Origin of the sequence: Streptomyces sp. RPA4-2 (genome assembly GCF_012273515.2) — a bacterium.
In the GTDB taxonomy this organism is placed as follows: domain Bacteria; phylum Actinomycetota; class Actinomycetes; order Streptomycetales; family Streptomycetaceae; genus Streptomyces; species Streptomyces kaempferi.
The window spans coordinates 9,629,555-9,654,212 of sequence record NZ_CP050975.2 but is presented as its reverse complement, the minus strand read 5'-3'; the positions used below and the strand labels follow the sequence as shown (position 1 = coordinate 9,654,212).

At 70.2% G+C, this 24,658-nt stretch carries 22 protein-coding genes and 1 pseudogene; 11 read left to right on the top strand and 12 right to left on the bottom strand.

Annotated features, from left to right (window positions below; genetic code table 11):
- Window positions 1–402: 402 nt before the first annotated feature.
- Window positions 403–1,170: an SDR family NAD(P)-dependent oxidoreductase gene (locus HEP85_RS42640; protein WP_211118179.1), complete on the top strand. Its 768-nt coding sequence runs from the start codon at window positions 403–405 to the stop codon at window positions 1,168–1,170.
- Window positions 1,171–1,299: 129 nt separating this feature from the next.
- On the opposite strand, the gene HEP85_RS42635 is transcribed toward HEP85_RS42640, so the two are convergent.
- Window positions 1,300–1,791: an FBP domain-containing protein gene (locus HEP85_RS42635; RefSeq protein WP_168532827.1), complete on the bottom strand. Its 492-nt coding sequence runs from the start codon at window positions 1,789–1,791 to the stop codon at window positions 1,300–1,302.
- 70 nt (window positions 1,792–1,861) lie between these two features.
- Between HEP85_RS42635 and HEP85_RS42630 the strand changes: the two genes are divergently transcribed.
- Both HEP85_RS42630 and HEP85_RS42625 read left to right on the top strand, forming a co-directional pair.
- Window positions 1,862–2,458, top strand: coding sequence for a TetR/AcrR family transcriptional regulator (locus tag HEP85_RS42630; protein WP_168532825.1), 597 nt, complete (start codon window positions 1,862–1,864; stop codon window positions 2,456–2,458).
- 63 nt (window positions 2,459–2,521) lie between these two features.
- Complete coding sequence (locus HEP85_RS42625; protein ID WP_329294345.1) at window positions 2,522–3,706, top strand: GDSL-type esterase/lipase family protein; 1,185 nt, start codon at window positions 2,522–2,524, stop codon at window positions 3,704–3,706.
- A gap of 60 nt (window positions 3,707–3,766) precedes the next feature.
- On the opposite strand, the gene HEP85_RS42620 is transcribed toward HEP85_RS42625, so the two are convergent.
- A complete protein-coding gene (locus HEP85_RS42620) occupies window positions 3,767–4,237 on the bottom strand; it encodes a hypothetical protein (RefSeq protein ID WP_168532823.1) in 471 nt (156 codons plus the stop codon).
- 285 nt (window positions 4,238–4,522) lie between these two features.
- Between HEP85_RS42620 and HEP85_RS42615 the strand changes: the two genes are divergently transcribed.
- Window positions 4,523–5,362: an XRE family transcriptional regulator gene (locus HEP85_RS42615; RefSeq protein WP_168532821.1), complete on the top strand. Its 840-nt coding sequence runs from the start codon at window positions 4,523–4,525 to the stop codon at window positions 5,360–5,362.
- On the opposite strand, the gene HEP85_RS42610 is transcribed toward HEP85_RS42615, so the two are convergent.
- The gene (locus tag HEP85_RS42610) at window positions 5,337–5,855 is read right to left on the bottom strand and encodes a hypothetical protein (protein ID WP_356015744.1); all 519 of its coding nucleotides are present in this window, start codon (window positions 5,853–5,855) and stop codon (window positions 5,337–5,339) included. The two genes, HEP85_RS42615 and HEP85_RS42610, sit on opposite strands and share 26 nt — an antisense overlap.
- Window positions 5,856–5,993: 138 nt before the next feature.
- Here HEP85_RS42610 and HEP85_RS42605 point away from each other — a divergent pair, with 138 nt between their 5' ends.
- A complete protein-coding gene (locus HEP85_RS42605; protein WP_168532817.1) occupies window positions 5,994–6,917 on the top strand; it encodes an XRE family transcriptional regulator in 924 nt (307 codons plus the stop codon).
- A 232-nt stretch (window positions 6,918–7,149) separates the two neighbouring features.
- Here the strand turns inward: HEP85_RS42605 and HEP85_RS42600 are convergent, their stop codons facing one another.
- From HEP85_RS42600 to HEP85_RS42585, 4 genes are all read right to left on the bottom strand, one after another.
- On the bottom strand, window positions 7,150–7,599 hold the full coding sequence (locus tag HEP85_RS42600) for a spore-associated protein (RefSeq protein ID WP_168532815.1): 450 nt from the start codon (window positions 7,597–7,599) through the stop codon (window positions 7,150–7,152).
- Between the two features lie 286 nt (window positions 7,600–7,885).
- A complete protein-coding gene (locus tag HEP85_RS42595) occupies window positions 7,886–11,341 on the bottom strand; it encodes a phosphodiester glycosidase family protein (RefSeq protein WP_168532813.1) in 3,456 nt (1,151 codons plus the stop codon).
- 355 nt (window positions 11,342–11,696) lie between these two features.
- Complete coding sequence (locus tag HEP85_RS42590) at window positions 11,697–12,548, bottom strand: MHYT domain-containing protein (protein WP_168532811.1); 852 nt, start codon at window positions 12,546–12,548, stop codon at window positions 11,697–11,699.
- A 649-nt stretch (window positions 12,549–13,197) separates the two neighbouring features.
- Window positions 13,198–13,374 carry a CsbD family protein gene (locus HEP85_RS42585; RefSeq protein WP_168532809.1) on the bottom strand — a complete coding sequence of 59 codons (177 nt, stop codon included), beginning with the start codon at window positions 13,372–13,374 and terminating at the stop codon, window positions 13,198–13,200.
- Between the two features lie 258 nt (window positions 13,375–13,632).
- On the opposite strand from HEP85_RS42585, the gene HEP85_RS42580 reads away from it, so the two are divergent.
- Entirely contained in the window at window positions 13,633–13,986 is a 354-nt protein-coding gene (locus HEP85_RS42580; RefSeq protein ID WP_168532807.1) for a PRC-barrel domain-containing protein, read from the top strand.
- Window positions 13,987–14,128: 142 nt separating this feature from the next.
- Here the strand turns inward: HEP85_RS42580 and HEP85_RS42575 are convergent, their stop codons facing one another.
- On the bottom strand, window positions 14,129–14,605 hold the full coding sequence (locus tag HEP85_RS42575) for an ATP-binding protein (protein WP_168532805.1): 477 nt from the start codon (window positions 14,603–14,605) through the stop codon (window positions 14,129–14,131).
- 168 nt (window positions 14,606–14,773) lie between these two features.
- On the opposite strand from HEP85_RS42575, the gene HEP85_RS42570 reads away from it, so the two are divergent.
- Entirely contained in the window at window positions 14,774–15,139 is a 366-nt protein-coding gene (locus HEP85_RS42570; RefSeq protein WP_168532803.1) for an STAS domain-containing protein, read from the top strand.
- Between the two features lie 108 nt (window positions 15,140–15,247).
- Here the strand turns inward: HEP85_RS42570 and HEP85_RS42565 are convergent, their stop codons facing one another.
- Entirely contained in the window at window positions 15,248–15,601 is a 354-nt protein-coding gene (locus HEP85_RS42565; protein WP_168532801.1) for an STAS domain-containing protein, read from the bottom strand.
- Window positions 15,598–16,893: a PP2C family protein-serine/threonine phosphatase gene (locus HEP85_RS42560; protein WP_168532799.1), complete on the bottom strand. Its 1,296-nt coding sequence runs from the start codon at window positions 16,891–16,893 to the stop codon at window positions 15,598–15,600. Before HEP85_RS42560 ends, HEP85_RS42565 begins: the two co-directional genes overlap by 4 nt.
- A gap of 424 nt (window positions 16,894–17,317) precedes the next feature.
- Between HEP85_RS42560 and HEP85_RS42555 the strand changes: the two are divergent.
- Window positions 17,318–21,293 (top strand): annotated as a pseudogene (locus HEP85_RS42555) (SpoIIE family protein phosphatase).
- Window positions 21,293–21,580 carry an STAS domain-containing protein gene (locus tag HEP85_RS42550; RefSeq protein WP_168532797.1) on the top strand — a complete coding sequence of 96 codons (288 nt, stop codon included), beginning with the start codon at window positions 21,293–21,295 and terminating at the stop codon, window positions 21,578–21,580. The pseudogene HEP85_RS42555 and the gene HEP85_RS42550 overlap by 1 nt, the downstream one beginning before the upstream one ends.
- 69 nt (window positions 21,581–21,649) lie before the next feature.
- Here HEP85_RS42550 and HEP85_RS42545 read toward each other — a convergent pair whose 3' ends face one another.
- Window positions 21,650–21,997 (bottom strand): hypothetical protein, encoded by a 348-nt coding sequence (locus HEP85_RS42545; RefSeq protein ID WP_168532795.1) that lies wholly within the window; start codon window positions 21,995–21,997, stop codon window positions 21,650–21,652.
- Between the two features lie 123 nt (window positions 21,998–22,120).
- A complete protein-coding gene (locus HEP85_RS42540) occupies window positions 22,121–22,384 on the bottom strand; it encodes a hypothetical protein (RefSeq protein WP_168532793.1) in 264 nt (87 codons plus the stop codon).
- A gap of 324 nt (window positions 22,385–22,708) precedes the next feature.
- Between HEP85_RS42540 and HEP85_RS42535 the strand changes: the two genes are divergently transcribed.
- Both HEP85_RS42535 and HEP85_RS42530 read left to right on the top strand, forming a co-directional pair.
- A complete protein-coding gene (locus tag HEP85_RS42535; RefSeq protein ID WP_282189892.1) occupies window positions 22,709–22,840 on the top strand; it encodes a hypothetical protein in 132 nt (43 codons plus the stop codon).
- A gap of 254 nt (window positions 22,841–23,094) precedes the next feature.
- Window positions 23,095–24,603, top strand: coding sequence for an arabinofuranosidase catalytic domain-containing protein (locus tag HEP85_RS42530; RefSeq protein WP_369658084.1), 1,509 nt, complete (start codon window positions 23,095–23,097; stop codon window positions 24,601–24,603).
- Window positions 24,604–24,658: the final 55 nt, after the last annotated feature.

The window sequence follows — 24,658 nt, the reverse complement described above, 5'->3', positions numbered from 1 at the left end:
TTTGACCCCCGGGGCATGTAATTGGTTGCCCTCCGTTTCGCACGGAATAAATTCCGGCGCGACGCGTGCAACGGAAAATCCGATGCAAAAGAGGGATGACTTCGGAGTGAGGATCTCCATAACGGAACATGAACAGCCGTGCGCCGTCTACCGGGTTCTCCGAGGACGTTCGGCTCGCGTCCGTCTTCGCTCCGAGTGGCGCCGGTGCCCGGGCCGGGGCGATTCTGGTACCGACGGCCCGGTGGTGAACGAGGACGCGCCCCTCGCGACGAGGACGAACGACAGTCCCCGACTGCCTGTACGGGGTGAAGAACGTCGTCTGCGGCCGCGCACGCCCCATTCGTGCACCGCGTTACCCGCAATCGGCGTGACCGCCGGATTCCCGTGGACGGGAGAAGCCCGATGAGCGGAAGACTGGCAGGCAGGAAGGCCCTGGTCACCGGTGGCGCGCGAGGGATCGGCGCGGCGGTGGCCCGCAGGCTCGCCGATGACGGGGCTGACGTGGCGATCAACTACCGGAGCAGCGGCGACGCGGCGGAGGCGCTCGCCGCCGAATTCACCGCCGACGGGCGCCACATGGTCGCGATCAAGGCGGACGTCGGCGATCCGGACCAGATCCGGCGGCTGGCCGACGAGGCCGCCGAAGCTCTTGGCGGCCTGGACATCCTGGTCAGCAACGCGGGAGTCGAGTACTTCGGCAGGCTGGCCGATGTCACTCCCGCCGACTTCGACCGTGTCTTCGCCATCAACACCCGAGCCCAGTTCTTCGCCGTACAGAACGCCGCACGGTACATGGGTGAGGGTGGACGAATCGTCCTGACGTCATCGCAGAGTGCCCACAAGGCGGTTTTCCACCACGCCCTCTACGCGTCGAGCAAAGCCGCCGTCGAATGCATGGCCCTCAACCTCAGCCCCGAACTCGGCCGCCGCGGCATCACCATCAACGCCATCGCGCCCGGGGGAACCGTCACCGACATGTCCGCCGACGCAGCTTCCCGGTACGTCCATCCCGACGTCGACACTGATTTCAACACCCTTATCCGCACGTCCAGTTCACTCGGCCGGATGGCTCAGCCCTCCGAAATCGCCGCGGTCGTCTCGTTCCTGGTGTCGGACGACGCCTCGTTCATCACAGGCCGGACCATCCAGGCAGACGGCGGCTGGTTCTGACCAGAGAAGGGCAGTACGGCGTGATGGGCCATCAGGTGGTGGGCGGGGCCGACCGGGACGTCCCTCGTGGCACCCGCGGACCCGAACTCCCGCCCCTTCAACCGCGTGCCGGCCCGCGGTCCACCGTGCTCACGCCGTCACCTTGGCCACGAACGCGGCGATGTTGGACACCGTCCGCTGGATCTTCTCCTCCAGGGTGAGCGACTCGTGGAGGCGGCCGCCGACACCCGCGTCCTTCTTGCCGCGCATGTACAGCGAGCAGGCGAGGTCGCTGCAAATGTAGGCGCCCACCGAGTTGCCCTGCTGCCCTGCCTTGCCCGCCTTCGGCGCGACCATCAGGGACACCCCCCCGGTGTGGGTGGTGAGGCACATCGCGCACATGCTGCGGCGCATCTGCTGGGCGCCGGGGCTGGGACAGCGCAGTGCGAGGGCCCTGAGGCCGCCGTCGAGCGGGCTGACGAGGTAGGCGCGGTCGGGCGCCTGGGGGTCCCGCCAGCCGAGATAGTCCAGGTCGCCCCAGGGCCGGTCGGCCAGGTCGCGTGGGACGGACAGACGCTTGGCCTCGCCCTTCGTGCAGTTCACGAACGCGGTACGGATCTCTTGCTCAGTCAGCGGTTCCATGGGAGTAAGGTAAATTGCCTAAGAGGGTTAGGCAAATGGTTAAGCGACTCGGACTGGTGGGTGAATGGTCATGGCAAGAGCCGGGCTGACCGCGGAACGGCTGACGCTGGCGGGTGCGGAGCTGGCCGACGAGGTCGGCTTCGACAAGGTGACCGTCGCGGCGCTCGCCCGGCACTTCGGCGTCAAGGACGCGAGCCTCTACTCGCACCTGAGGAACTCGCACGACCTGAAGGTCAGGATCGCCCTGCTGGCCTTGGGGGAATTGGCCGACCGGGTCGCCACCGCCCTGGCCGGGAGGGCCGGCAAGGACGCCCTCGCGGCCTTCGCGAACGCCTACCGGGACTACGCGCGCGAGCACCCCGGCCGCTACGCCGCGGCGCAGCTGAGGCTCGATCCGGAGACGGCCGCCGCCAGCGCCGGGGTCAGGCACGCGCGGATGACACGGGCGATCCTGCGCGGTTACGACCTGACGGAACCGGACCAGACCCACGCGGTCCGGCTGCTGGGCAGCACCTTCCACGGCTACGTCACGCTGGAGATGAGCGGAGGCTTCAGCCACAGCGCCCCCGACTCCCAGGAATCCTGGTCGTGGGTCGTGGACGCCCTCGACACCTTGCTGCGCAACTGGTCCGCACCCGCGCAGAACCCCTCTCGCCCACCGGCCTGACCCCACGCGCGGAGCGTCACCGGCCGACCCCTTCCACACTCGAACAGGCACAGGCACCGCACCATGAGCAACGGCGACACTCTGATCACCACGCCCCTCACCGGGGACCTCCTGCGTGGCGCACTCGAACTGGAACGGACCGAGCACGGTGTCCTGCCGCACCGGCTGCCCGCCCGCGCCCGCGCCCAGTGCGCCGACGGCCAGCTGGCCATGGCGGAGGCCCAGCCCTCCGGCGTGCGGCTGGTGCTGCGTACCCGGGCCACTGTCGTGGAACTGGACACGCTGCCCACCAAACGCGCCTACGTGGGTGCCCCGGCGCGTCCGGACGGGGTGTACGACCTGCTGGTCGACGGCCGCCTGGCAGACCGCGCGAGTGTGGCGGGCGGCCACGTCCTCACCATCGACATGGCCACCGGATCCGCGAAGACCGCACCGGGCCCGGTCGGCACCCTCCGCTTCGACGGTCTGCCCGCCGGCGTGAAGGACGTCGAGATCTGGCTGCCGCACAACGAGACCACGGAACTGGTCGCCCTGCGCTCCGACGCCCCCGTCGAGCCCGTGCCGGACCGCGGCCGCGCGGTGTGGCTGCACCACGGCAGTTCGATCAGCCACGGCTCCGACGCGGCGAGCCCCACCACCACCTGGCCCGCGCTGGCCGCGGCCCTCGGCGGCGTGGAGCTGATCAACCTCGGGCTGAGCGGCAGCGCCCTGCTCGACCCGTTCACCGCGCGCGTGCTGCGGGACACCCCCGCGGACCTGATCAGCGTCAAGATCGGCATCAACCTGGTCAACACGGACCTGATGCGGCTGCGCGCGTTCACCCCGGCCGTCCACGGCTTCCTCGACACCATCCGCGACGGTCACCCGACCACGCCGCTGCTGGTCGTGTCGCCCATCCTGTGTCCCATCCACGAGGACACCCCGGGCCCCAGTACCCCGGACCTCAGCGCGCTGAGCGCCGGACACCTGCGTTTCCGCGCGGCGGGCGACCCAGCGGAAACCGCCACCGGAAAGCTCACGCTGCGCGTCATCAGGGCCGAACTCGACCGCGTCGTCCGGCAGAGGGCGGCCGAGGACCCGAACCTGCACCACATCGACGGCCGCGTGCTCTACGGCGAGGCGGACGCCGCCGAACTGCCGCTCCCCGACGAACTCCACCCCGACGCCGCGACCCACCGCCGTATGGGCGAACGCTTCGCCGGGCTGGCCTTCACCCCTGGCGGCCCGCTCGCCGTCACGGGTGGCTGAACGGCACAGGTGTGGGGCTGCCAGGGCCGCGGGGATGCCCTCGTGCGGCCCCGGCCGGGGTCAGCGGGGGTAGATGGTGTAGACCCCGCCGGCCATCCTGGTGCAGTGGCCGCCGTTGCCGATGCCCTCGCGCACCCAGATCGTGCGCACGCTGGACGCGAACGTGTAGCCGCCCCCCGGGCCGATGCTCTTCCCGTCGGCGCTGCTCGTGTAGACCCACTCGTCGCGGGTGCCGCCGTCGGCGTACTTGGCGTGGATCTGTACGCAGGCGGCATGGCCGTCGCCCTTGACGCTGTCCCGCAGCCATCCGTCGACCATGACCCGGCCGTTGTCCAGAGGCCCCTCGTGTCCCGTGGCCGAGGCGCCCTTGATGTTGGACGCGTGGTGGTTGGCGTTCCAGCCCAGGAACGGTCCGCCGAGGACTGTCGTGTGCGGGTTCATGCCGTCGGTGCCGGCCTGGGCCGAGGGTGCGGCGAGCAGACCGGCGCCGAGTGCCGCAGCCGTGGCGGCGAGTACGAGATGCTTGCGCATGATGGGAGTTCCTTTCCCCGTGGTAGGTGCGACGGCCTGTCGGTCAACCCGGCCGCCGTGCTTGCCTCCACGACTCTGTGCCGACGGCCGACCCCCACGCCACCGTCCCGTGGCCGGCCGGATGAGCGCGGGATGTTCCCCTCACTGTCCTGCGGGAACACCACGGGGTATGGCGACGGGACGGGACGGCGGGACGGGCCGTGAGACATCGGGGAGGGGCCGTGAGACGTCGGCGGAAGCACCGTACGGCGCCCGGGACGCGCCCAGCCTGGTGAGGGTGCGCTGATGGGCCGTTGGCAACCGCTTCCTGACGACCTGTCGGCTCAGCGCCGCAGGCTGACCGAAGAACTGCGCCTCCACAAGGATCGTTCGGGCCTCAGCCTTGCCTCGCTCGCCGCGAAGACCGCGTACAGCGCCACCTCCTGGCAGCGCTACCTCAGCGGGCAGGCGATGCCACCCTGGCAGGCCGTCGACCTGCTCGGCAGACTGGTGGAGGCGGACCGGGCGACGTTGCGCGTCCTGTGGGAATCGGCCGTGTCCGGCGAGAACGCGGCGCCACCTGTCGACGACACGGCCGCACAGGGCCACCGTCGCCGTGCTCCGCGGACGACGGCCATCGTCGTCGTCGCGGGCGCGCTGCTCACCGTACTCACGCTCGGATACGTCTGGTCCGGCGGCTCGCACGCGCGGCCCGTACCGCGGGGTGCGCCAGGGGACGCACCTGTCTGGCCCTGGCCGCTGCGCTCCGCCGGAGCCGTGTCGGCGCTCACGGACTGCCAGGGTCACCGGTGCCAGGGCAGGGATCCGTACCGGGAGGGGTGCGACCGGGACGCCACGGTGGTTCACGCGTTGCGCGCCTACGGTGGGCTCGTGACCCTCCGATACAGCCGGGTCTGCCGGGCCGTTTGGGCACAGACCGATCCGGTACGGGGCACGGCGCGCCTGCTCGTGGCGGGCCCGGGGGTCATGGTGCTGACCGCCCGAAGCGGCGCCTCGCGCACGCCGATGGTGTCCGCGGTGCCGGACACGGCGCGGGCCTGCGTGGTACGCGCCGGCCACCAGCTCTGTGTGACGTCGCGTGAGAGCTGGGCGGATCCGGTCACCGTCGGCACACCACGAGGGTGACCGCGTCCGAGCGCAGCCCGTCGAAGTGCCCGGCGTCGTAGACCTCGTACACCCCGCCGCGTCCGCGGCGCAGCGGCAGATCGTACTTCTCACCGCGGTAGACGGTCCACGGCGGCGCCTGGACGAGCCTGTGGCCCACGAACCCGTAGCTCGCAGGGCCGACGATGCCGTCCGGGGACAGATCGTGATTGCCCTGCCAGATCCTGGTCGCGTCGCTGCTCGTGGTGTCGTACCGGCAGGTGATGCCGGACCTGGGCACATAGCCGTCGGCCCACAGCACCGACTGCCAGAGTCCGACGAGGTCGCTGGGCGCCACCCGCCCTTCCTCCAGCCGACGTTGGCCCTGCCAGTCGTCGGCCAGGGCCCCGAAGCCGGTCACATAAGTGGGGCCGCCGGCCGGTAGCCGGCCCGCGCCCGTCGCCACCAGCAGCAGTGTCGCCGTGGCGGCCGTCGCCGCCGTCCGCCGGAGACCACCGGCTCGGACCCGCCTCATACAGCGGGCATACCCCGCCCGCGCCGACCCCGCACCTGTCGCCGTACCTACCTCCGTGGCGGGGTGCTTCGCTTCTGGAACCGTGAAATGGCGCGACGAGTCCCCCTCAGGGGGAGACGGACACAGGGAGGGATGGGCATGGCCGACTGGAAGCCGTTACCGGACGAACTCGACCTGGACACACGCAACCTCGTCGAACAGCTGCGACGCCTCAAGGACCGCAGCGGCCTCAGTCTCGTGGCGCTCGCGGACCGCACCCTGCACAGCAAGTCCTCCTGGGAGCGCTATCTCAACGGCAAGACGCTGCCGCCGAGGCAGGCCATCGAGTCCCTGGTCCTGATCGTGGGCGCCGACCCCGACCGCCTGACCGCACTGTGGTATCTGGCCGAACAGAGTTGGAGTTGCCGGGAGACGGCAGGGCCCAAGGCCCGGCGGCCCGAACCGGCGGCCACTGCCAACGGCACCGGCACCGGCACCGGCACGGCCGCCGCACCACGCGGCGCACGGATCCGCAGGGCCGCGATGTCCGTCTGGTCCACGCGCCGCCGGACCGCAGCTGCCGCGGCCGTACTCGTCGCGGCCGGCGCCGTCCTCGTCGGGCTCCGGGCAGTCTCGGACAACGGCCCCACTGCGCACTCGCCGGACCGTCCGAACCGGCTCGCCGCCGGTGGCACATCCGGCACCGCGCCGCTCGACACCACCTGCTTCGAGGACAGTTGTACCGGCAAGGACCCCAAGCAGGCACACTGCGCCGACGCCTGGACGGCGGCCTTGGGCAGGACACACGGCGTCTACGTGGAACTGCGGTACAGCGACGCCTGCAAGGCGGCCTGGGCCCGCATCAGTTGGGGAAGGACCGGCGACATCGCCGAAGTCGTCGCCGTGAGCGGCGCGCGCCGCCACGACAGGGTGCACTACGACACCGACGTGTACAGCCCGATGGTCGCCGCCGACACGCCTTCCGACGCCAAGGCCTGCACCACCCTCACCTCCGGAGCCCACGACTGCACCGACCCGGGCGGCACGATCCATCTCACCGAGCCCCCCGAACCGACCCCCTGACCAGCGGGGCCGCCGTTGGCCGCCGCCCGGCCACGGACCACCACCGGGGACACCGGAGCTCGCCCTGACGAAACCGCGCCGGCTCCGCCAAGGCGAGCTGAATCACTGCGGGTTACCGAACGGCCCGCCGCACGCACGTCGTCACCGGATGACCGTCAGCTCGTGTGTCCTGCGCGTCGGGCTGCGGGTGACAGCGGCATGCCGAACGTGGTGGCCGGGCGAAAGGAGCGGGTCAGCGGGTCGTGGTGACCCGGTGCTCCTTGAGGGCGCTGCAGTTGGATCCGGTGACCTGCACGTACACGTTGGCGATGTTGCCGCCCCAGTCGACGCAGTACGCCTTGCCGTAGACGGAGGCCGGGCCGGCGTACGACGTGTACCGCCCGTAGTCCTGGGCCCCCTCGTCGGTGGCGCCGACGTAGATCCATGCCGACATGTCCTTGAGCGCGCCCGGGGTGCTGCGGATGGTCGCGACGCAGTTCCTGCCGTTCGAGGCGTTGTACGTGAGGTAGACGGTGCCCAGCGATCCGACAGGGGCCGAGTTGACGGTCCGGTAGCTGCTTCCGCAGACCTTCTGCGGTGTGGTGTTGGCCGCGGCGGAGGCGGGTGCCGTCATCGCGGTCGCAGCCCCGACCGACAGGGCCGCCAAAACGGCACCAGTCATGACGGATCGGTTGAATCGCATATTTCCCCCTTGTAGTTGTTGGAGTTGGTTGCTCCTGTCTGGTGTGACCCGCGACGCGTTCGGATGGTTGTACCCGTCCGCGAAAGACGCCGGATCCGGGTGGGGCGGCCCGGCGTCTCCGGCAGCGCCGTTGCCGGTTCGGACGCGGCCGGCGGTGGTTCGCGGCGAACACCGGTGCGCACGGCCTGCGTTGGGAAAGTCGTGCGGGGAAGGAGTCGACGCTCCTTCCCCGCACTCATGACCACGGGCCGCACGGGCGATGCCCCGCATCCCGTGATGGATCAGGTCACCGGACGATGACCTGGGCGCTGCCCGTGACGCCACCGGAGGTCACCGAGACGGTGACGGTGCCGTGGCGGTGGGCGATCAGGGCTCCGGTGGAGGGATCCACCGACGCCACCTTCGGGTTGCTGGAGTTCCAGACGTGGGACGCCGGGTCCGCGATCGGGATGGTGAGCGGTGCGATGTTGTCGCCGGCGATCTGGTCCCCGGTCGCGGTCAGGGTGATGTGGTCACCCTCGGCGAGCGGGTCCTTGGGGCCCTTGACGGTGATCGACGCGAGGGCGGGCTCGACCGAGTACTGCAGGTCGCCGTCGTCACCGATCCGGACCAGGCCGAAGTGGTAGATGCCACCCTGGTCGGCCGGGGCATAGGCGGGCATGCCGAGGTCCGCGAAGGCGAACTGCGGGATGCCGCCCTCGGCGGTCGTCACGCTGCGCCCCTCGGGGTCGAGGATCTGCTCGGAGAAGCCGCGGGCGTGACCGTACATCATGATCACGTGCTGCTTCGGGTGCGTCTCCTGGAAGCGCTGCACCAGCCTCAGGTACATCCGCGCCTCCCACCGGTCCGTGAACTGGCTGTTCGCGGCAGGGTGTGGGTCGTACGCCGGCATGTGCGTGATGACCAGGACGTCCTTGGCGGTGGCGTCCGTCAACTGCTGGACCAGCCACGGGTACTGTTCGCCCTCCGGGTCCTGGAACGGGTCCGAGGACTGCAGGCTGCCGTGCGAGTTGTCGGTGACGATCATCCGCGCCGCACCCTGGGAGTAGCCGTAGTGGGTGTCGCCGAAGGTGTCGCTGTAGTTGCCGTTCTCTGCGTCGGCGCCCTGGGTGATCTCGTGGTTGCCGACGATGTCGCGCTCGGGGACACCGAGGGCGTCCATCTTGGACTTGGCGAACTGAAGGTCCGCCGGCTTGCCGTCGTCGGACATGTCGCCGAGGAACTGGGCGGCGTCCGGCCGGGCCTGCGGGGAGAGGGTGGGCAGCCTCTTGGCGATGGAGTCCATCACGTTGCTGCTCACGGAACCGGGGTCGCTCGCGAGCAGGTGAGCGTCGTCACCGGTGAGCAGGGTCGCGCCACGCTTGGCGAACCGGGCGGAGTCCTCTTCGAACTTGAGCCACGACGGGTTCTTCGGGATCGCCCTGTACTCGGGCTCGACGACCGGTCGCGGCGAGTACAGCGCCTGCAGCCCGGCGACGTTCAGCGAACCGGTGTACGTGGTGCTGGGGCTGATCGCCAGGAAGTCGAGGTAGCTGACGGTCAGCGGGAACTTCATGCCCGCCGGCAGCTGGGCGACCGCCAGTCGCCAGCCGTCGGACGTGACGCCGGTCAGATACAGGGGGGTGTTGGCCGTGCCGTCGACGTTGATGTACTTCTCGGCGAGCTGGAGGCCGTCGGGGCCGCCGCCCTTGATCCACACACCGATGCCGGTGGGGACCTGACCGTCGTGGGTGTCGGTCTTCAGCGTGACCTTCGGCGCCAGCACGAGCTGCTTGACGCCCGCGCCGGCCGGCATCGTGTAGTCGAGGCGCAGCGAACCGGACTCGGTGGACTCCGGCGGGACGACGCCCGGGTCCGCGCTCAGCGTGGCCGGCTTGCCGGTGGTGTTGTTGCTGAGCCGCCAGACGTCCGTGCTGGTCATCGGGTCGACGACCTGGGTGACCCGGCCGACCGCGATCGACGTGGTCGTGGTGGTGCCGGCCACCGTGGCGCTGACCTCGGCGAGACCGCCGTGCTCGGTGTCCGAGGTGAACAGGCCGTGCGCGTCGACGGTTCCCAGGTTGTCCGGGGTGACCTTCCAGGTGGCGGCCTCGGCGGGGATCCGTACCGCGTCCCCGCCCTTGACGGTGCCGGACAGGGAGAGCTGCTGGGTGGCGCCGTTGTCGAGGTCGGCCTGGTCGGGAGAGACCGTCAGGGACTGCAGTTTGCTGACGACCTCGAGCTTCTCGGAGGTCGTGACCCGGCCGTCGGAGGCGACGATCCGGCCCCTGCCGGTGCGACGCGGAGTCAGCTTGCCGTCCTCGTAGGCGGCGAGGGACGAGGGCTCGATCCGGACCTTGACCCCGCCCGCCGCCGGGTTGGAGAACCGGTCCAGCGCGTGCACCGGAACCGGGATGGCGCCGCCGGCGACGGTGGTGACCGTCTCGCCACCGTTCACCACGACCTTGACGGCGTCTCCGGCTTCCTTGGCGGTGGTGTAGAAGAAGATGCCGTTCGCGACCGGGCGCTCGGTGTTGCCGGGCTGGTCGGAGGGGGTGTTGACGACCTCGGCCCGATCGGAGCCGGGGGCGCGGCTGACCATGCCGGTGGAGCCGCCGCCGTCGAAGAGCATGGCGGTCCAGGCGCCGTGGGCGACCATGTAGCCCGCGGCCTGCTCGGGCGTCACACCGAACGCCGAATCGGCGCCGCCGTGGCCGTCGATGGCGACGACGACGGTGTGCTTGCCGTCCTTGGTGATGCCGACCGCGGTCTCCGGGTTGGCGCCGCTCGGCGGGGTGCCCGTCGGGTCGTTGTAGACCTTGCCGTCCTTCACCAACGTGTCGACGCCGCTGACCAGCTGGGTGACATCGTTATCGGGGGAGAGTTGGGCCGCGATGCCCACCGCGTCACCCGTGTGCAGGCTGTCGCCCAGCCACTGTCCGCCGTTCCCGGCGCCGAGCAGACCGAGCTGATCGGAGGTCAGCCGCGGCACGGTGGTGACACCGGTCCGCACGCTGTCGACGACGAAGCCGCCGGTGGTGGTGTGGCCGAGGACCAGCGTGGAGGGCTGGGGCAGGCCCGGGGTCTCGCCGAGGTCGGGGGTGACTTCGGTGACGCCGCCGGACGCCGCGTCGTTCACGGTGTTCACCGACGTGAGCGGGCGGGTCGCGGAGCCGGCGGTGATCGTCCCGGAGAAGGTCTCCGGGCCCATCACCATGGTGCCGTCGGGCTTGACGCCCAACTGGGACGCGAAGCCCGGCTTGGGGCTCTTGAGCATGTGCCCGTCGGAGACGACGCCACCGAGCGGGCGTCCGCTGGCGTGGATCTCGAAGTAGTCGCCGTTGACGCCGGCCACCGCGTGGGTGCGGTGGGCCATGGACGACGGGGTCTCGTCCTGCGGGTCGGTGACGGTGTCGCCGGCCTCGACCACGCCGACCCGGAGGTTCGGGTCGGACAGGTCGGCCTTGAGCACCTGGATGTGCTGGCGGCCGCCCACGGTGTCGTAGGTCTCGCCGTAGTGCTGCAGACCGCGGGTGACGGTCTCGGCCGGTGTACGGGTGTAGTCCACCACCAGCGGCCAGTTCTCCGGCGTGTCCGGGAGCCAGTTCCGGTCGACCGGGTGGCCGTGCGAGGCCACGTCGGCGGTGGAACCGAAAGCGGTTCCCACACCGGTCACGGCACCGGCGAACGCCAGCGCCACCGCGGTTGCGACCGCGGTACGGCGTATGCCGGGTCCCGCAGGTCTCTTTGCGCGAAGTGTCATTGAGTTTTTCCTTACGAACGTGCGGACCGGTGGACACCGGTGCGCACAGCCACCGCACACCGTCTCGGCGGATCGCAGGTTTCCGCGCCGGAGGAAGCAGATGACCATCAGGAGCGTTTCGCTCCGGATCAGGTCAGGTTGTGTTCACCTTCATCTCCGCGCACCCGGAGCACCGTTCGCCGACCGACGGCAGTCCTGATGGGCGACCCCCGCATGGGCGTCCGGTCGGCCCGCGGCAACACCGTTCGGCGTCACGGCACTTGGGGATCAGGCCGGTGGACGATGGCACGCGCGGCGCCGATACGGTTTACGCCGCCGAGCGCCGCCCGTCATCACCGGATCGCGCATGGGTCCGTCAACGCCGGTGCGACTGCGGACGGGACGGATCCCCGGAACGCGGCTCGAACGCGCTCGGCTCCACGGGCGCGGGCCGCACCGGCCGGCGCACACGATCGCCGCGGCTCCAGTCGCCGTCGCCGAGGATGAGTACCGGGTCGAACATGACGATGACCGCCGCCACGAGGAGGAAGACCACGGGGCCGATGAGCATGGGCAACAGCAGTGAGGTGGGGGTGTGCCCGTTCGACGTGTGTCCGGCGCCGGTGTGGACGTGGACGCTCACCGCCGCCATGCCGGTGTAGTGCATGCCGGAGACGGCGACGCCCATGATCAGGCTGGCGCCGAAGGAGGGCAGGGAGCCGCGGATCGTGGCGGCGGCCCACAGAGCGGCGGTCGCGGCCCCGACGGCGATCAGGACGGACAGTACGACGACGGGCACGTTGTAGTGCAGTTCGCCGTCGAGGTGCATGGCGGCCATCCCCAGGTAGTGCATGGCCGCAACTCCCAGGCCTGTCACCACACCTGCGGCGGCCAACGGTACGGGTGCGGCACCCCGGTAGCCGACGATGAACACGCCGACGCTGACCACGACGATCGCGACCACCAGACTCAGCACCGTCAAGGGCACGTTGTAGGTGATGGCCGTCTGCTCGACCTGGAAGCCGATCATCCCGATGAAGTGCATGGTCCAGATACCGCAGCCCAGGCAGGCGGCGCCCAGGGCCAGCCAGGCGGGCTTGCGTCCCTGGGCGTAATGCAGGGTCCGGGCCACACAGCGCAGCCCCAACGCGGCACCCAGGCAGGCCATGACATAGGCGGCCACGGGCGTGACGATCCCGTAGCTGAAGCCGTCGACGGTGCCGTTCATATGTGTATCTCTCCAGAAGCATCCGTGTTCTTCGTCATACGGACGATCAGATATATGCGATCACTGACGAGTGCGACAAGGTGTCACCGCGAGAATTAGATGAACGTTGCACGACTGCGGAGCCCCGGAGCGCCGCAGGACACGCCCCCCGTGGGTTCTCGATGGCGCGGCGAGCGCCACGGAAGACCAGGGCCCACCGCCGGTTCACCGAGGCGCGCGGACACGACGCCGGGAGGGAACGGCCTTCGGGCGAACGAGCGCCTCACGCGGCCCCGGGTTCGATGCGTCGGCCAACGTTTCGGCGGCCGAGCCGGGTACGACGTCCTGGGCATGCTCCTGCGACAGGCGCGTCGCTCCCGTTCCCATTTTCGTCCAGGACCCGAGCCGGTTTGGACGGCATCACGCGCACGGTCGATGCCGTCCACGCTGGTGAGGTCCGGCAGCCAGGCGGTGTCATCGGCCGGCGGGACTTCGTATCTTCGCTCCGTCTCTCGCTTCGGACTGTTGATACGAGGCGCGCGATTTCCGGTGCCTGGACGATCGACGTGCCGGAACGATCGACGTGCCGGGACGTCACTGATCCCGGCAGTCCGAAAGGGGAGACGGGCTGCCGGGATCAGAGACGTCGGTACACGAACCTGCCGTGGTGCTACTTGGGCTTGACGGCGTCCTTGGCCTTCTCCTTGGCCGCGCGCAGGTCACCCTTGGACTCCTCGGCGCGCCCCTCGGCCCGCAGGGACTCGTTGCCCACCGCACCACCGACGACCTTCTTGACCTTGCCCTTGGCCTGCTCGCCCTTGGCCTGAGCCTTCTCGTCCGCAGCCACAACCACTCACACCCTGTCGTATTCGAGAAATGATTCCCCCTCCGTCTCACCCGGTACGCCGCCCCCAAACCCGGAAAGTTTCCACAGGGAAAACATCGATCCCGCCACATCCGGACGTGCTGGAAAATTCGATGTGTAGCACCCCGAGCGCAGGGCACCCGGCGTTCCGAGAAAACGTCACCGAATTCGATGGCGCCTGTACAACCCCGCATTTTCTGACGGCGGGGAAGCGAAAAATATCGAAGAAGGAGCCGTTTTATGAGCGACAACATCTGGGGCTACCAGCCGACCACCGGCCACGCCGCGGGCACCGACCTGATCGGCTACAAGGTCGAGGCCACCGACGGCAGCATCGGCAAGGTCGACAAGCACTCCGACGACGTCCACTCCTCCTACCTCGTCGTCGACACCGGCGTATGGATCTTCGGCAAGCACGTCCTGCTGCCCGCCGGCACCGTGACCACGATCGACCAGGCCGAACAGAAGATCTACGTCGCCCTCACCAAGGACCAGATCAAGGACTCCCCCGAGTTCGACAAGGACAAGCACATCGGCGACGCCGGCTACCACGAGCAGGTCGGCACCTACTACCAGAACCACCGCCGCGCCTGACCCCACCGCACCACCCCACGAGCGGGGGCCGGCCGGAGACCCTCCGGCCGGCCCCACCTCTCGTCCGACGGCGCGGTGGCAGTCCGGTCGAGCCAGGTGGGCGCGGCCGGTCCCGGGGGTCAGAAGGCCGCTTGACGTTCCGTCACGGCAGGCGGAGCGCGGTGACACCGCTCCGCGGTGTGTCGGCCAGCGGCAGCCGGGCGGTGACGCGCTTGCCGACCGCTTCCCGTTCGACCTCGAGGTGCCAGGCCACGGCCTTGACGATTTCCAGACCGTGCTGGCCGATCCTGCCGGGGTCGGCGGTCCGGGCGCTGGGAACGGTGGGATCGCTGTCCCAGACGGCTACGTCCACGATGTCGTCGGCGATCCGAAGGTGCATCAGCGTCGGACCCGGCGCGTACTTGCGGGCGTTGGTGACCAACTCGCTCACGACCAGCTGCGTCAGATCCAGGACACGGGCGGACACGGTCAGACCGTGCGCGGTACGCGCCTGCTCCAGAAAGGCCACGGCGAGATGGCGGGCGTAGGCGATACTGCCGTCGTCGTCACCCAAGGCGTAACTCGCCTGTATCGGGGTGCCATGCCCCACACCGTGCTCATCGCCGGTCTGGGCTCCCATCCCGACTCCCTCGTTCCCCGTCTGTTACAGCCCTCGTGTACCCGTCACTCAATCACGTAATCACAACGTGCTCTTCGACACAGCCGTTCAGCTGCATCCGTCCCAGGCGTTGGGGCACAATCTCCACGCGGCGGACCGGGCAGACCTTGAGCGCGAACGAGGGAGACAGTGACCAGCACCCAGGGAACGGACAGGCCGGACCGGCTGTCCGTCGAAGAACACACGGCGAACGGAATCCGTGTCGTGACGCTGGGCGGCGAGATCGACCACGACGTCACGGACGCCCTTCGCGGCATCGTGCTGCCGGCCGAGGGCCAGGACCCGCCCCGCACCGTGCTGGACCTCAGCGCCGTGACCTTCATGGACTCCAGCGGAATCAACGTCCTCGTCTCCGCCCACCAGGCCGCCGATGACGCCAACGGGTGGCTGCGCATCGCCTGCGCTCAGGGACCCGTCCTGCGCGTCATCCAACTCGTCGGCCTCGACGCCGTCATCGCCTGCCGTCCCACCGTCGAACAGGCCCTGGACAGCTGACCGTCCGTTCGGTGCGCGAGTCGACAGCCGGGTTCTCGAGCATCGTCCCAGCGATGTTCCAGCGCTGCGCCGCGGACCGGAAGCACGGTCGGGGCGCCGGGCGGAGCGTCAGCGGCGCAGCGACTTGATGGCTTCCTCGATGGTCGGGGAGAGGGTGAAGAGCTGGTCGAGTCCGACGATCTCGAACACGTGGGTGAGATCCGCGCTGAGTCCGGCCAGGGCGAGGGGCGATCCGGCGGCCTGGGCCCGCTGGTACGCCGTGACCAGGACGGTGAGGCCCGTGGAGTCGCAGTAGGTGAGCCCGCTCAGGTCGATCACCGTGCCGTCGGCCGTGAAGGCGGCGTCGTCCACCGCCGCGCGCAGTTCCGTGGCGGTGTGGTAGTCGAGTTCACCGGTCGCCGTGAGCACGGTGACACCGGAGGAGTGTGCCTTCGAGGCGGCGGTAAGGATGCGCTGTGTCACTGGAGCTCCTGGGCGGTCGGTTCGTTGCGGGGAGACGGGACGGAGAGGGCCAACAGAGCGGTGTCGTCGGTGACACCCGCGCCGAGGCCGCCGAGAAGTTCGTCGATGGCGGTCAGCAGCGCACCCGAGCCCCGGGGGCGAATCGCGGAGAGGTGGGCGATCAGTCCGGCTTCGCCGAGCATCGCCCTCGTCTCGGTGCGTGCCTCGGTCAGGCCGTCCGTGTACAGCAGCAGCGTCTCGCCGGCGGCGAGTCGCAGGCTGGCCGTCACGAAGTGCGGGTCGGGAAGCAGGCCGATGAGCTGGCCCCCCTTGGTGGAGACGGGATGGACGGCCCCGTCCGCGCGCAGGGCGAGGGCCGGAGGGTGGCCTCCCCCAGCCAGCGTGACGGCGAAGGACCCGCCCCCCTCGGGCTGGAGGACTCCGAAGACGGCGGTGCAGTAACGGGGGTCATCGCCTTGGTACTCGCCCTTGAGGACGGTGTCGAGATTCGCCAGTACCGCGCACGGATCGGGGTCGTATATGGCCGCGGCACGCAGCGTGTAGCGGGCCAGCGATGTCAGGGCCGCGGCCTCGGCGCCCTTTCCGCACACGTCCCCCAGGAAGAAGCCCCAGCGTCCGTCATTGAGGGGGAAGAGGTCGTAGAAGTCTCCTCCGACCTCGTCCGCCGAGGCGTTGTGGTACGAGGCGGCGACACCGAGCCCGGGAACCTCCGGCAGGGCGGGCGGGAGCAATGTGCGCTGGAGGGTGCGGGCCAGGCGTTCGGCGTCCTTGCGCATGCGGCGCTCGGTCGCGACGGTCCCGCTCACCGACAGCCGCAGTTCGAGTTCGTCCACCAGCAGGGTGGACAGGTCCTCGAGAGCGCTCATCTGCCGGTCGGTGGCCCTCCTGGGCCGGGTGTCCAGTACCTGGATGGTGCCCAGTCGCTCGCCGCCCGCGGTGACCACGGGTGCGGCGACGCAGAACCGTATGCCCAGCTCACTGTGGATCGGCCGGCCGATCACCGTACGGGCACGGGTGGACGTGTCACCGGCTGTGCCGGAGTGGTCGGGCAGGAGCGCGCGGCCCCACAGCTCCGGGGCGAAGCCGGGTCCGGCCACCCGGTCCGATCCGTGCGTCGTCCGAAACCACGCACCGTCGGTGCCGGTGACCGCTACCGTTGCCACGGGCGCGTCGAAGAGGGCGGCGGCCAGCGAGGCGACCCGCCTGAGGATGCTGTCGACGGCGGCCGCGTCCAGGCCGCCATAGCGCTGTGTGACGTCCGGGCACCGGGCTTTGCCCATCAGTGAGGTCATCGCTCGAGGAGAATGGGCGTCGTCCTGCACAGCCACCGCCGGCTCCTGTTCGTCCCCCACGCCCATGGTGAGAGTGGCTGTCCTATCCTACGGATTGCGCCACCGCACCACGGCCGTGGCGGCGACTTCCAGGGGACTCCGAGCAGGCGAACGGGGCGAGGGCGGCGCGGTCGTGAGGGTTCTTCGGACGTGCTACCGCGCATGACGGTGTCGGCAGACAGGAACGAGGGGATGTCGAGTGGGCACCGAGAAGCCCGGGCGTGAGGCACGACGGACGGCGGGGATCGATGTCTTCGCCGCCGACAGCGAGGTCGGTCGTGATCTCGCCTTGGTGGACTGGGAGGCGACGCCGCTCGGACCACCGTCCGGCTGGCCGCAGAGCCTGCAGACGGCGGTGAGCATTCTCCTGTCGTCACGTTTCCCCATGTGGATGGCGTGGGGCCCGGAACTGACGTTCTTCTGCAACGCCGCCTACCGGAGTGACACGCTGGGCGGGAAGTACCCGTGGGCCCTGGGGCGGTCGGCGCGCGAGGTGTGGGCGGAGATCTGGCCGGACATCGGCCCGCGGATCGACACGGTGATGACCACGAGCCGGGGCGACCTGGGACGAGGCGCTGCTGCTGTTCGTGGAGCGCTCGGGCTTCCCCGAGGAGTCCTACCACACCTTCTCCTACAGCCCCCTGCACAATGACGACGGCCGCGTGGTCGGCATGCTGTGCGTGGTCAGCGAGGACACGGAGCGGGTCATCGGTGAGCGGCGGATGGCCACGCTGCGCGATCTCGGATCCGATCCCAGCGTGGTGCGTACCGAGCAGGAGATGCTGGCCTTCGCCGGCCGGCAGCTGGAGCACAATCCGCAGGATCTTCCCTTCACCCTGACGTACCTCTTCCAGGAGGACGGGTCCGCCCGGCTGGCGGCCTCGACCGGAGTGCGCGCGGGCGATCCCGTGGCTCCGCGGACACTGTCCGCCGACGACGCTCAGCCGGTGTGGCCCGTCGCCGAGTTGCTCCAGGGCCAGGCGGTGCTGATGGATCTCGATACCGTCCCGTCCACAGCCCTGCCGGCCGGAAGCTGGCAGGAACCCCCGACGCAGGCCCTGGTGGTGCCGCTGTTGCAGCCCGGCAGCGCTCCGTACGGATTCCTCGTGGCGGCGCTGAACCGCTACCGGCCGCTGGACGGCGGTTACCGGGGCTTCGTCGAGCTGGCCGCGGGTCACATCGCGGCGGGTATCGCCAGCGCGCGCAGCTACCAGGCACAGCAGCGGCGCGCGGAGGTACTCACGGAGCTGGACCGGGCCAAGACCACGTTCTTCTCCAACATCAGCCACGAGTTCCGCACCCCGCTCACCCTGATCATGGGCCCGGTGCAGGAACTGCGCGGCAGGCTGGCCGAGTCGGACCCACAGGTGCGGGAGGAACTGGAGGTCATCCACCGCAACGGGCTGCGGCTCGGCAAGTTGGTCAACAGTCTGCTGGACTTCTCGCGTATCGAGGCCGGCCGGATGCAGGCCCAGTACGAGCCGGTGGATCTGGGCTCGCTGACGGCCGAACTCTCCAGCGTCTTCCGCTCGGCCGTCGAGAAGGCCGGGCTGACCTTCACGGTCGACTGCCCGAGGCTCGGCAACCCGGTGTACGTCGACCGCGCGCTGTGGGAGAAGGTGATCCTCAACCTCCTGAGCAATGCCCTGAAGTTCACCTTCAGCGGTTCCATCGAGGTGGGGCTGCGCGGCGACGGCCGTGAGGCGGTGGTGACCGTCACGGACACCGGCATCGGTGTCCCGGCCCACGAGATGCCGCGCCTGTTCGAACGTTTCCACCGCATCGAGAACGCCCGCTCCCGCTCCGACGAGGGCAGCGGCATCGGTCTCGCCCTCGTGCAGGAACTCATCACCCTGCACGGAGGCACGATCACCGCGTCCAGCGCCGAGGACGAGGGCACCCGCTTCACCATTCGGCTGCCCTTCGGCACCGCGCACCTGCCGCCCGACAGCCTGGTCTCCGGCACGCAACGGGACGCGATACCCGCCGCGGCCGCCCCCTTTGTCGAGGAAGCCCTGCGCTGGCTGCCCGGAGAGCGGGCGGACACGGTCCCCCAGGACGTCAAGGAGCCGTCTGCCGTCACGTCCTCGGCCGGAGCGGACGCGGCCGCCAGGGTTCTGGTCGCCGACGACAACGCCGACATGCGCGAGTACCTCACCAGGCTGCTGACCGGAGCCGGATACGACGTGGCCACGGTCACCGACGGTGTGGAGGCTCTGGAGGCCGTACGCGCGCAGCCGCCGGATCTCGTCGTCAGCGACGTGATGATGCCCCGCATGGACGGACTCGCCCTGGTCACGGCGCTGCGCGCCGAAGCGCGCACCGCCGCCGTCCCCGTCCTGCTGCTGTCCGCCCGCGCGGGTGAGGAAGCCTCCATCGAGGGACTGCAGGCAGGCGCCGACGACTATCTCGTCAAACCCTTCGCCGCCGCCGAACTGCTAGCCCGGGTGCGCGGCAACCTGGACCTCTCGCGGCTGCGCAACCACCACGCCCGCTGGCGCACCGCACTCGTCGACTCCCTGCAGGAGGCGTTCTTCGTCTGCGACGAGCACGGCGCGGTCATCGAGATCAACACCGCGTTCAGCGACATCCTCGGCTACGGGCCCGAGGGTCTGCCCTACGCTCCCGTCCACCCCTGGTGGCCGGACGCCGAGGCGGACGCGGACGCCCACCGGCAGGTCGCCGAGGCCTTCTCCGGTCTGCTGGCCAAGGACCGGGGCAGCTACACCATCCCCGTCACGCACCGCGACGGACACCGGCTGTGGGCGAGTGCCTCCTTCAACCAGGCGCAGGACCCGGACACCGGACGCACCGTCACCGTGGGGACCTTCCGGGACGTCACCGCGGAGCACTACGCCATCCAGCGGGAGACCGCTCTGGCCGCTCTGAGCATGCGCCTTTCCCAGGCCACCAGCCTTCCTCAGGCTCTGTCGGGAGCCCTGGAGGAGTTCGAGGCCCTGTGGCGCGCCGAGCGCGTCGTCGGCGTCGTGTTCTCCGCGGATCAGGGACCGCGACTGACCGGCTCGGACACGCCCTTGACCTGGAACACACTGGACGAGTCCCGGCGGGCGGCGCTGACCGCGCTGCGCGACGGCCCGACGCTGACTCCGCTCGCGAACGCCACCGGTGCCGGGATCACCCTGGAACACCCTGACGGTCCGCTGGTCATCTGGCTCGATCTGCATCAGCACCGGCCGTTCACGGACCAGGACCAACTCCTGCTGTCACTGCTCGGCGGGCACCTCTCCCAGAGCCTCGCCCGCGCCCACCAGATCGATCAGCAGCGGGAAACCGCTCTGGCTCTGCAAAGGGCCATCCTCGGCCCGTCCAAGCTGCCCGAGGGCTTCGCCGTTCGTTACGAGCCCGCCGCCCGCCCCCTGGAGGTCGGAGGCGACTGGTACGACACCATCGCCCTGCCCAACGGCCGGATCGGAATCGTGGTCGGCGACTGTGTGGGCCGTGGTCTGGAAGCCGCCACCGTGATGGGACAACTGCGCAGCGCCTGCCGGGCCCTGCTCCTCCAGGACTCGGATCCCGGCCGGACGCTGATGGCGCTTGACCACTTCGCGGCCGGCGTACAGGGCGCCCTGTGCACCACCGTCTTCTGCGGAGTGCTGGACCCGGAGACCGGTCACCTCACCTACTCGAGCGCCGGGCATCCCCCCGGCATCCTGGCGCACCCCGACGGCACCACCCAGCTCCTCGACGGCGGCCGGTACGCTCCGCTCGCCGTACGCCCCGGCGCCCAGCGGCCGCAGGCCGAATGCACCGTGCCCGCCCGTGCCACCCTGCTGCTGTACACCGACGGCCTCGTCGAACGCCGTCGGCGCCCGCTGACCGCCGGCATCGACCAGGCGGGAGAAGCCGTCCAGGACGGCCGGGAGACCGCGGTCGACGAGCTGGCCACCGAGGTCATGACACGCCTCGCCCCGGCGAACGGCTACGACGACGACGTGGCTCTCCTGCTCTACCGTCACCCCGCTCCCCTGGAGTTGACGTTCCCGGCCGAGTCGGAGCAACTCGCCCCCGTGCGCAAGGCCTTGCGCACCTGGCTGGCCAAGTGCGACCTCCCGCCCCACACCGCGCAGAGAGTGCTGGTCGCCGCGGGGGAAGCCTGTGCCAATGCCATTGAGCACGGTCACCGTCACGCCCCGGGACAGACCGTGCGGTTGCGCGCCGAAGCCCTCGTGGGCAACCTGCGGCTGACCGTCGCCGACACCGGACGCTGGAAGACCCCGCAGCCCGAAGCCAACGCGCACCGCGGCCGTGGAGTGGCCCTGATGCGAGCGATGATGCAGCAGGTCACCATCACCCCTGGCCCAGTGGGCACCACCGTCGACATGCACACGAGGATCTCCTGATGATCACACCCCTCACCCTCACCCCAGGGCACCGGCCGGACGGAACCGCGTTCCTCAAAGCCACCGGTGAGATCGACATGAGCAACACCGACGCGCTCGCCTCCGCGCTGGAGAACCTGCCGGGGCGCGTCGTCATCGACCTCACCGGGATCGACTATCTCGACAGCGCCGGGCTGAGCGTCCTGTTCGCCCACGCGGACCGCATCGAACTCATCACCGCCCCGCTGCTCACGCCCGTCCTGACGTTCTCGGGACTCGCCGACCTGACCACCATCCAGGAGGCGTGACCTCCCTGGGCAGCGTGGACGGCGCGCGCCGCACAGGCGGGCGCGGAGCCGTGGTACGCGGCCTCCGGGTCACGACCGCTTCGTCCCGAGGCGCAGGTCGACCTCCTTCTCCTGGTCTCCGGACGCCGTGCCCTCCTCGTGTACGGCGAACGCGGCCCTCAGGGCTTCACCGACCTGGTCCACGGCGACGTAGCCGCCCTGCAGCGTGGCGGTGAGCGAGCCCTCCAGGGGGGTCGGCCCGGTGGGTATGCGCTCCTGCGTCGGCACGAACTCGGCGGTCCACACGGCAGGATGGTCCCCGGGCTGCTCCTGGGGCACGGCGTCCGAGGGCCGGTCGATGGGGAACGCCGTCCGCAGGACGTCGAAGACGGTGGCCGCGTCCTCCTTGGACGCTCCGGTGAGGGACACAGTGACCATCGGGGTCACACTCCTTTCTGCTGAGGTTCGACGGCGCGATGCGGGTCCTCGGCGCAAGCGCCGTCGGCCGCGAAGACCCCGTGGCGGCTGCGTCCGCCCGGACTCCCGCCGCGCGCGGAGCGGTCAGGCCGGCGGTTCGTCGGGCACGGGCTGCGCCGGGTGTCGGCTGCCGGAGTGCGGCGCGCCCCTCCGGCCGGTGCCCGCCTCGTCCGTGTCGGGAATCTCCGGATCGGGCTGCTCGTCGTCGGCGGCGGCCCGCGCCGGGTCGCCGACGACGTCCCAGGGGTCCTCGTCGGAGGTGGCCTGCTGATCGGGCAGGTCCCTCGGTATCGGCTTCGACGACGGTCCCCCGCTGTTCCCAGGGGCTTCCACGCGACGTTCACTCATGGCGATCTCACTTCCTGGCACGGGGACGGCATGGCACGCAGGTACCCCTGCGGCCGTCGATGATGCCGCGAAGGGGTCGCCTCGGAGCTGGTCAACTGCTCGGCCGACCGGGCCGGCAGCGCGCCTCCGGTGCCATGATGATCGCCGTCGGCGGGTGGCCGCTGGATGATCGGCGTCGGCGGGTGGCCACTGAATGATCGCCGTCGGCGGGTGGCCGCTGGTGGAACGTCCGGCCCGCCGGTGTCCACCGATCACCACTGATGGATCCGCCTCACCCACCGTCCCGACACCCTGACGTCCACGGAACCCGCCGAAGGAGTGCACGTGGAAGACCAGAGTCAGCAGGATCCGGCGAGCCCCGAGGTGCGGGCGCGCATCCTGGGCAGCTTCGACCCAGCAGCACGGTTACTTCCACGCCGGCGCCACCAGCGCGACGTGAACAACCCCGCCCGATGACGTCCGGCCCGTCCGTCTCCGGGTGAGGCCGGACATCGCGGTCTCCCCCCTCGCTCGTTCGGGGCCTCCAGGTCCCCCTTGCGGTGATCGCCGCAAAGCAACACGTTCAGACACGACAAACGGCCAGGCAAAAAGAAAAGCGACAAATGTTGACGCTATCGACCAGCGCGCGTAGCTTCCGACGCAGTCGCCAGACAGCGCGAACTCGGCTGTCCGAAGGGCGAGTTGTAGCTCCACCCCCCTTGGGAGCACATATGCGCAGAAGAAGATCTGCCTCGTCGCGTCTCCACTCCCCGCACCCGGCCGGGCCGGCGCGCCGACTCGCACAGGCCCTGCTGTCCGTCGCCGCCGCCATCGGTCTGCTGGTCACCGCCCTGGTCGGCCTCCCCGGCGTCGCCCAGGCGGCGGGATCACAGCCCTGCGACATCTACGCCGGCGCCGGCACCCCGTGCGTCGCCGCCCACAGCACCACCCGCGCGCTGTTCTCGGCGTACAACGGACCGCTCTACCAGGTCACCCGCGCCTCCGACGGCGCGAGCACCGACATCGGACCACTGTCGGCCGGCGGCTACGCCGACGCGGGCCGGCAGGACACCTTCTGCGCGAACACCACGTGCAGCATCTCGAAGGTGTACGACCAGACCTCCCGCCACAACGACCTCTTCCCCGGCCCCGCGGGGACGGCCGGAATGGGCGCCGACCGGGGCGCGGACGCCAGTGAGCTGTCGGTCACGGCGGGCGGCCACAAGGTGTACGGGATCTGGATCTCCCCCGGCGTCGGCTACCGCTCGCACGGCGCCGCGTCCGGTGTCGCCGTGGGCGGGCAGCCCGAAGGCGCCTACATGGTCGCCAGCGGCACTCACGTCGGCTCCGCCTGCTGCTTCGACTACGGCAACGCGGAGTCCACACCCGCCGACACGGGCAACGGGCACATGGACGCCGTGTCCATCGCCACCACCTGCTACTTCGCGCCCTGCAGCGGCTCCGGACCGTGGGTCGAGGCCGACCTGGAGAACGGGATGTTCCAGGGCGACAACGGCTCCAACACCGCGAACAAGGGCAACAACAGCACGTACGTGACGGCTGTCCTCAAGAACAACGGTCAGACCACCTACGCCCTGAAGGGAGGCAACTCCCAGTCCGGCGGCCTGACGACATGGTGGGACGGCGCCCTGCCCTCCCGGGGCGGCTACCGGCCGATGCAGCAGGAGGGCGGCATCATCCTGGGCACGGGCGGCGACAACAGCAACTGGAACATGGGCACCTTCTTCGAGGGCGTCATGGTCGCCGGATATCCCACCGACGCTGCCGAGAACGCCGTGCAGGCGAACATCGTCTCCGTCGGCTACTCGGGCCAGACCAACGTCCCGAACGGCCCGCAGGGCACCATCACCGGTCCGGGCGGCCAGTGCGTCGACGTCAGCGCGGACGACACCGGCGTGAACGGCGCCGCCGTCGGCCTGTGGAACTGCCAGTCCTACGCCGAGGACCAGCACTGGACGCACAACGCGGGCGGCTCCCTCGGCACCATCGGCCGCTGCCTCGACATCATCGGCAACGGCACCGCCAACGGCACCCAGGTCGAGCTCTGGGACTGCAACGGAGCCGGTGGTCAGATCTGGCAGCAACAGGCCGACGGCTCGCTCCTCAACCCGCAGTCGGGCCGCTGCCTCGACTCCCCCGACGGCGCCACCGCCAACGGCACCCGCCTACGCGTCTGGGACTGCAACGGATCCACCGCCCAGAAGTTCGCACTGGGCTGAGCAACGCCTGGCACGTCTGCTCCTCGCACGACGCCGGGACGCCCGGCCGGATGAG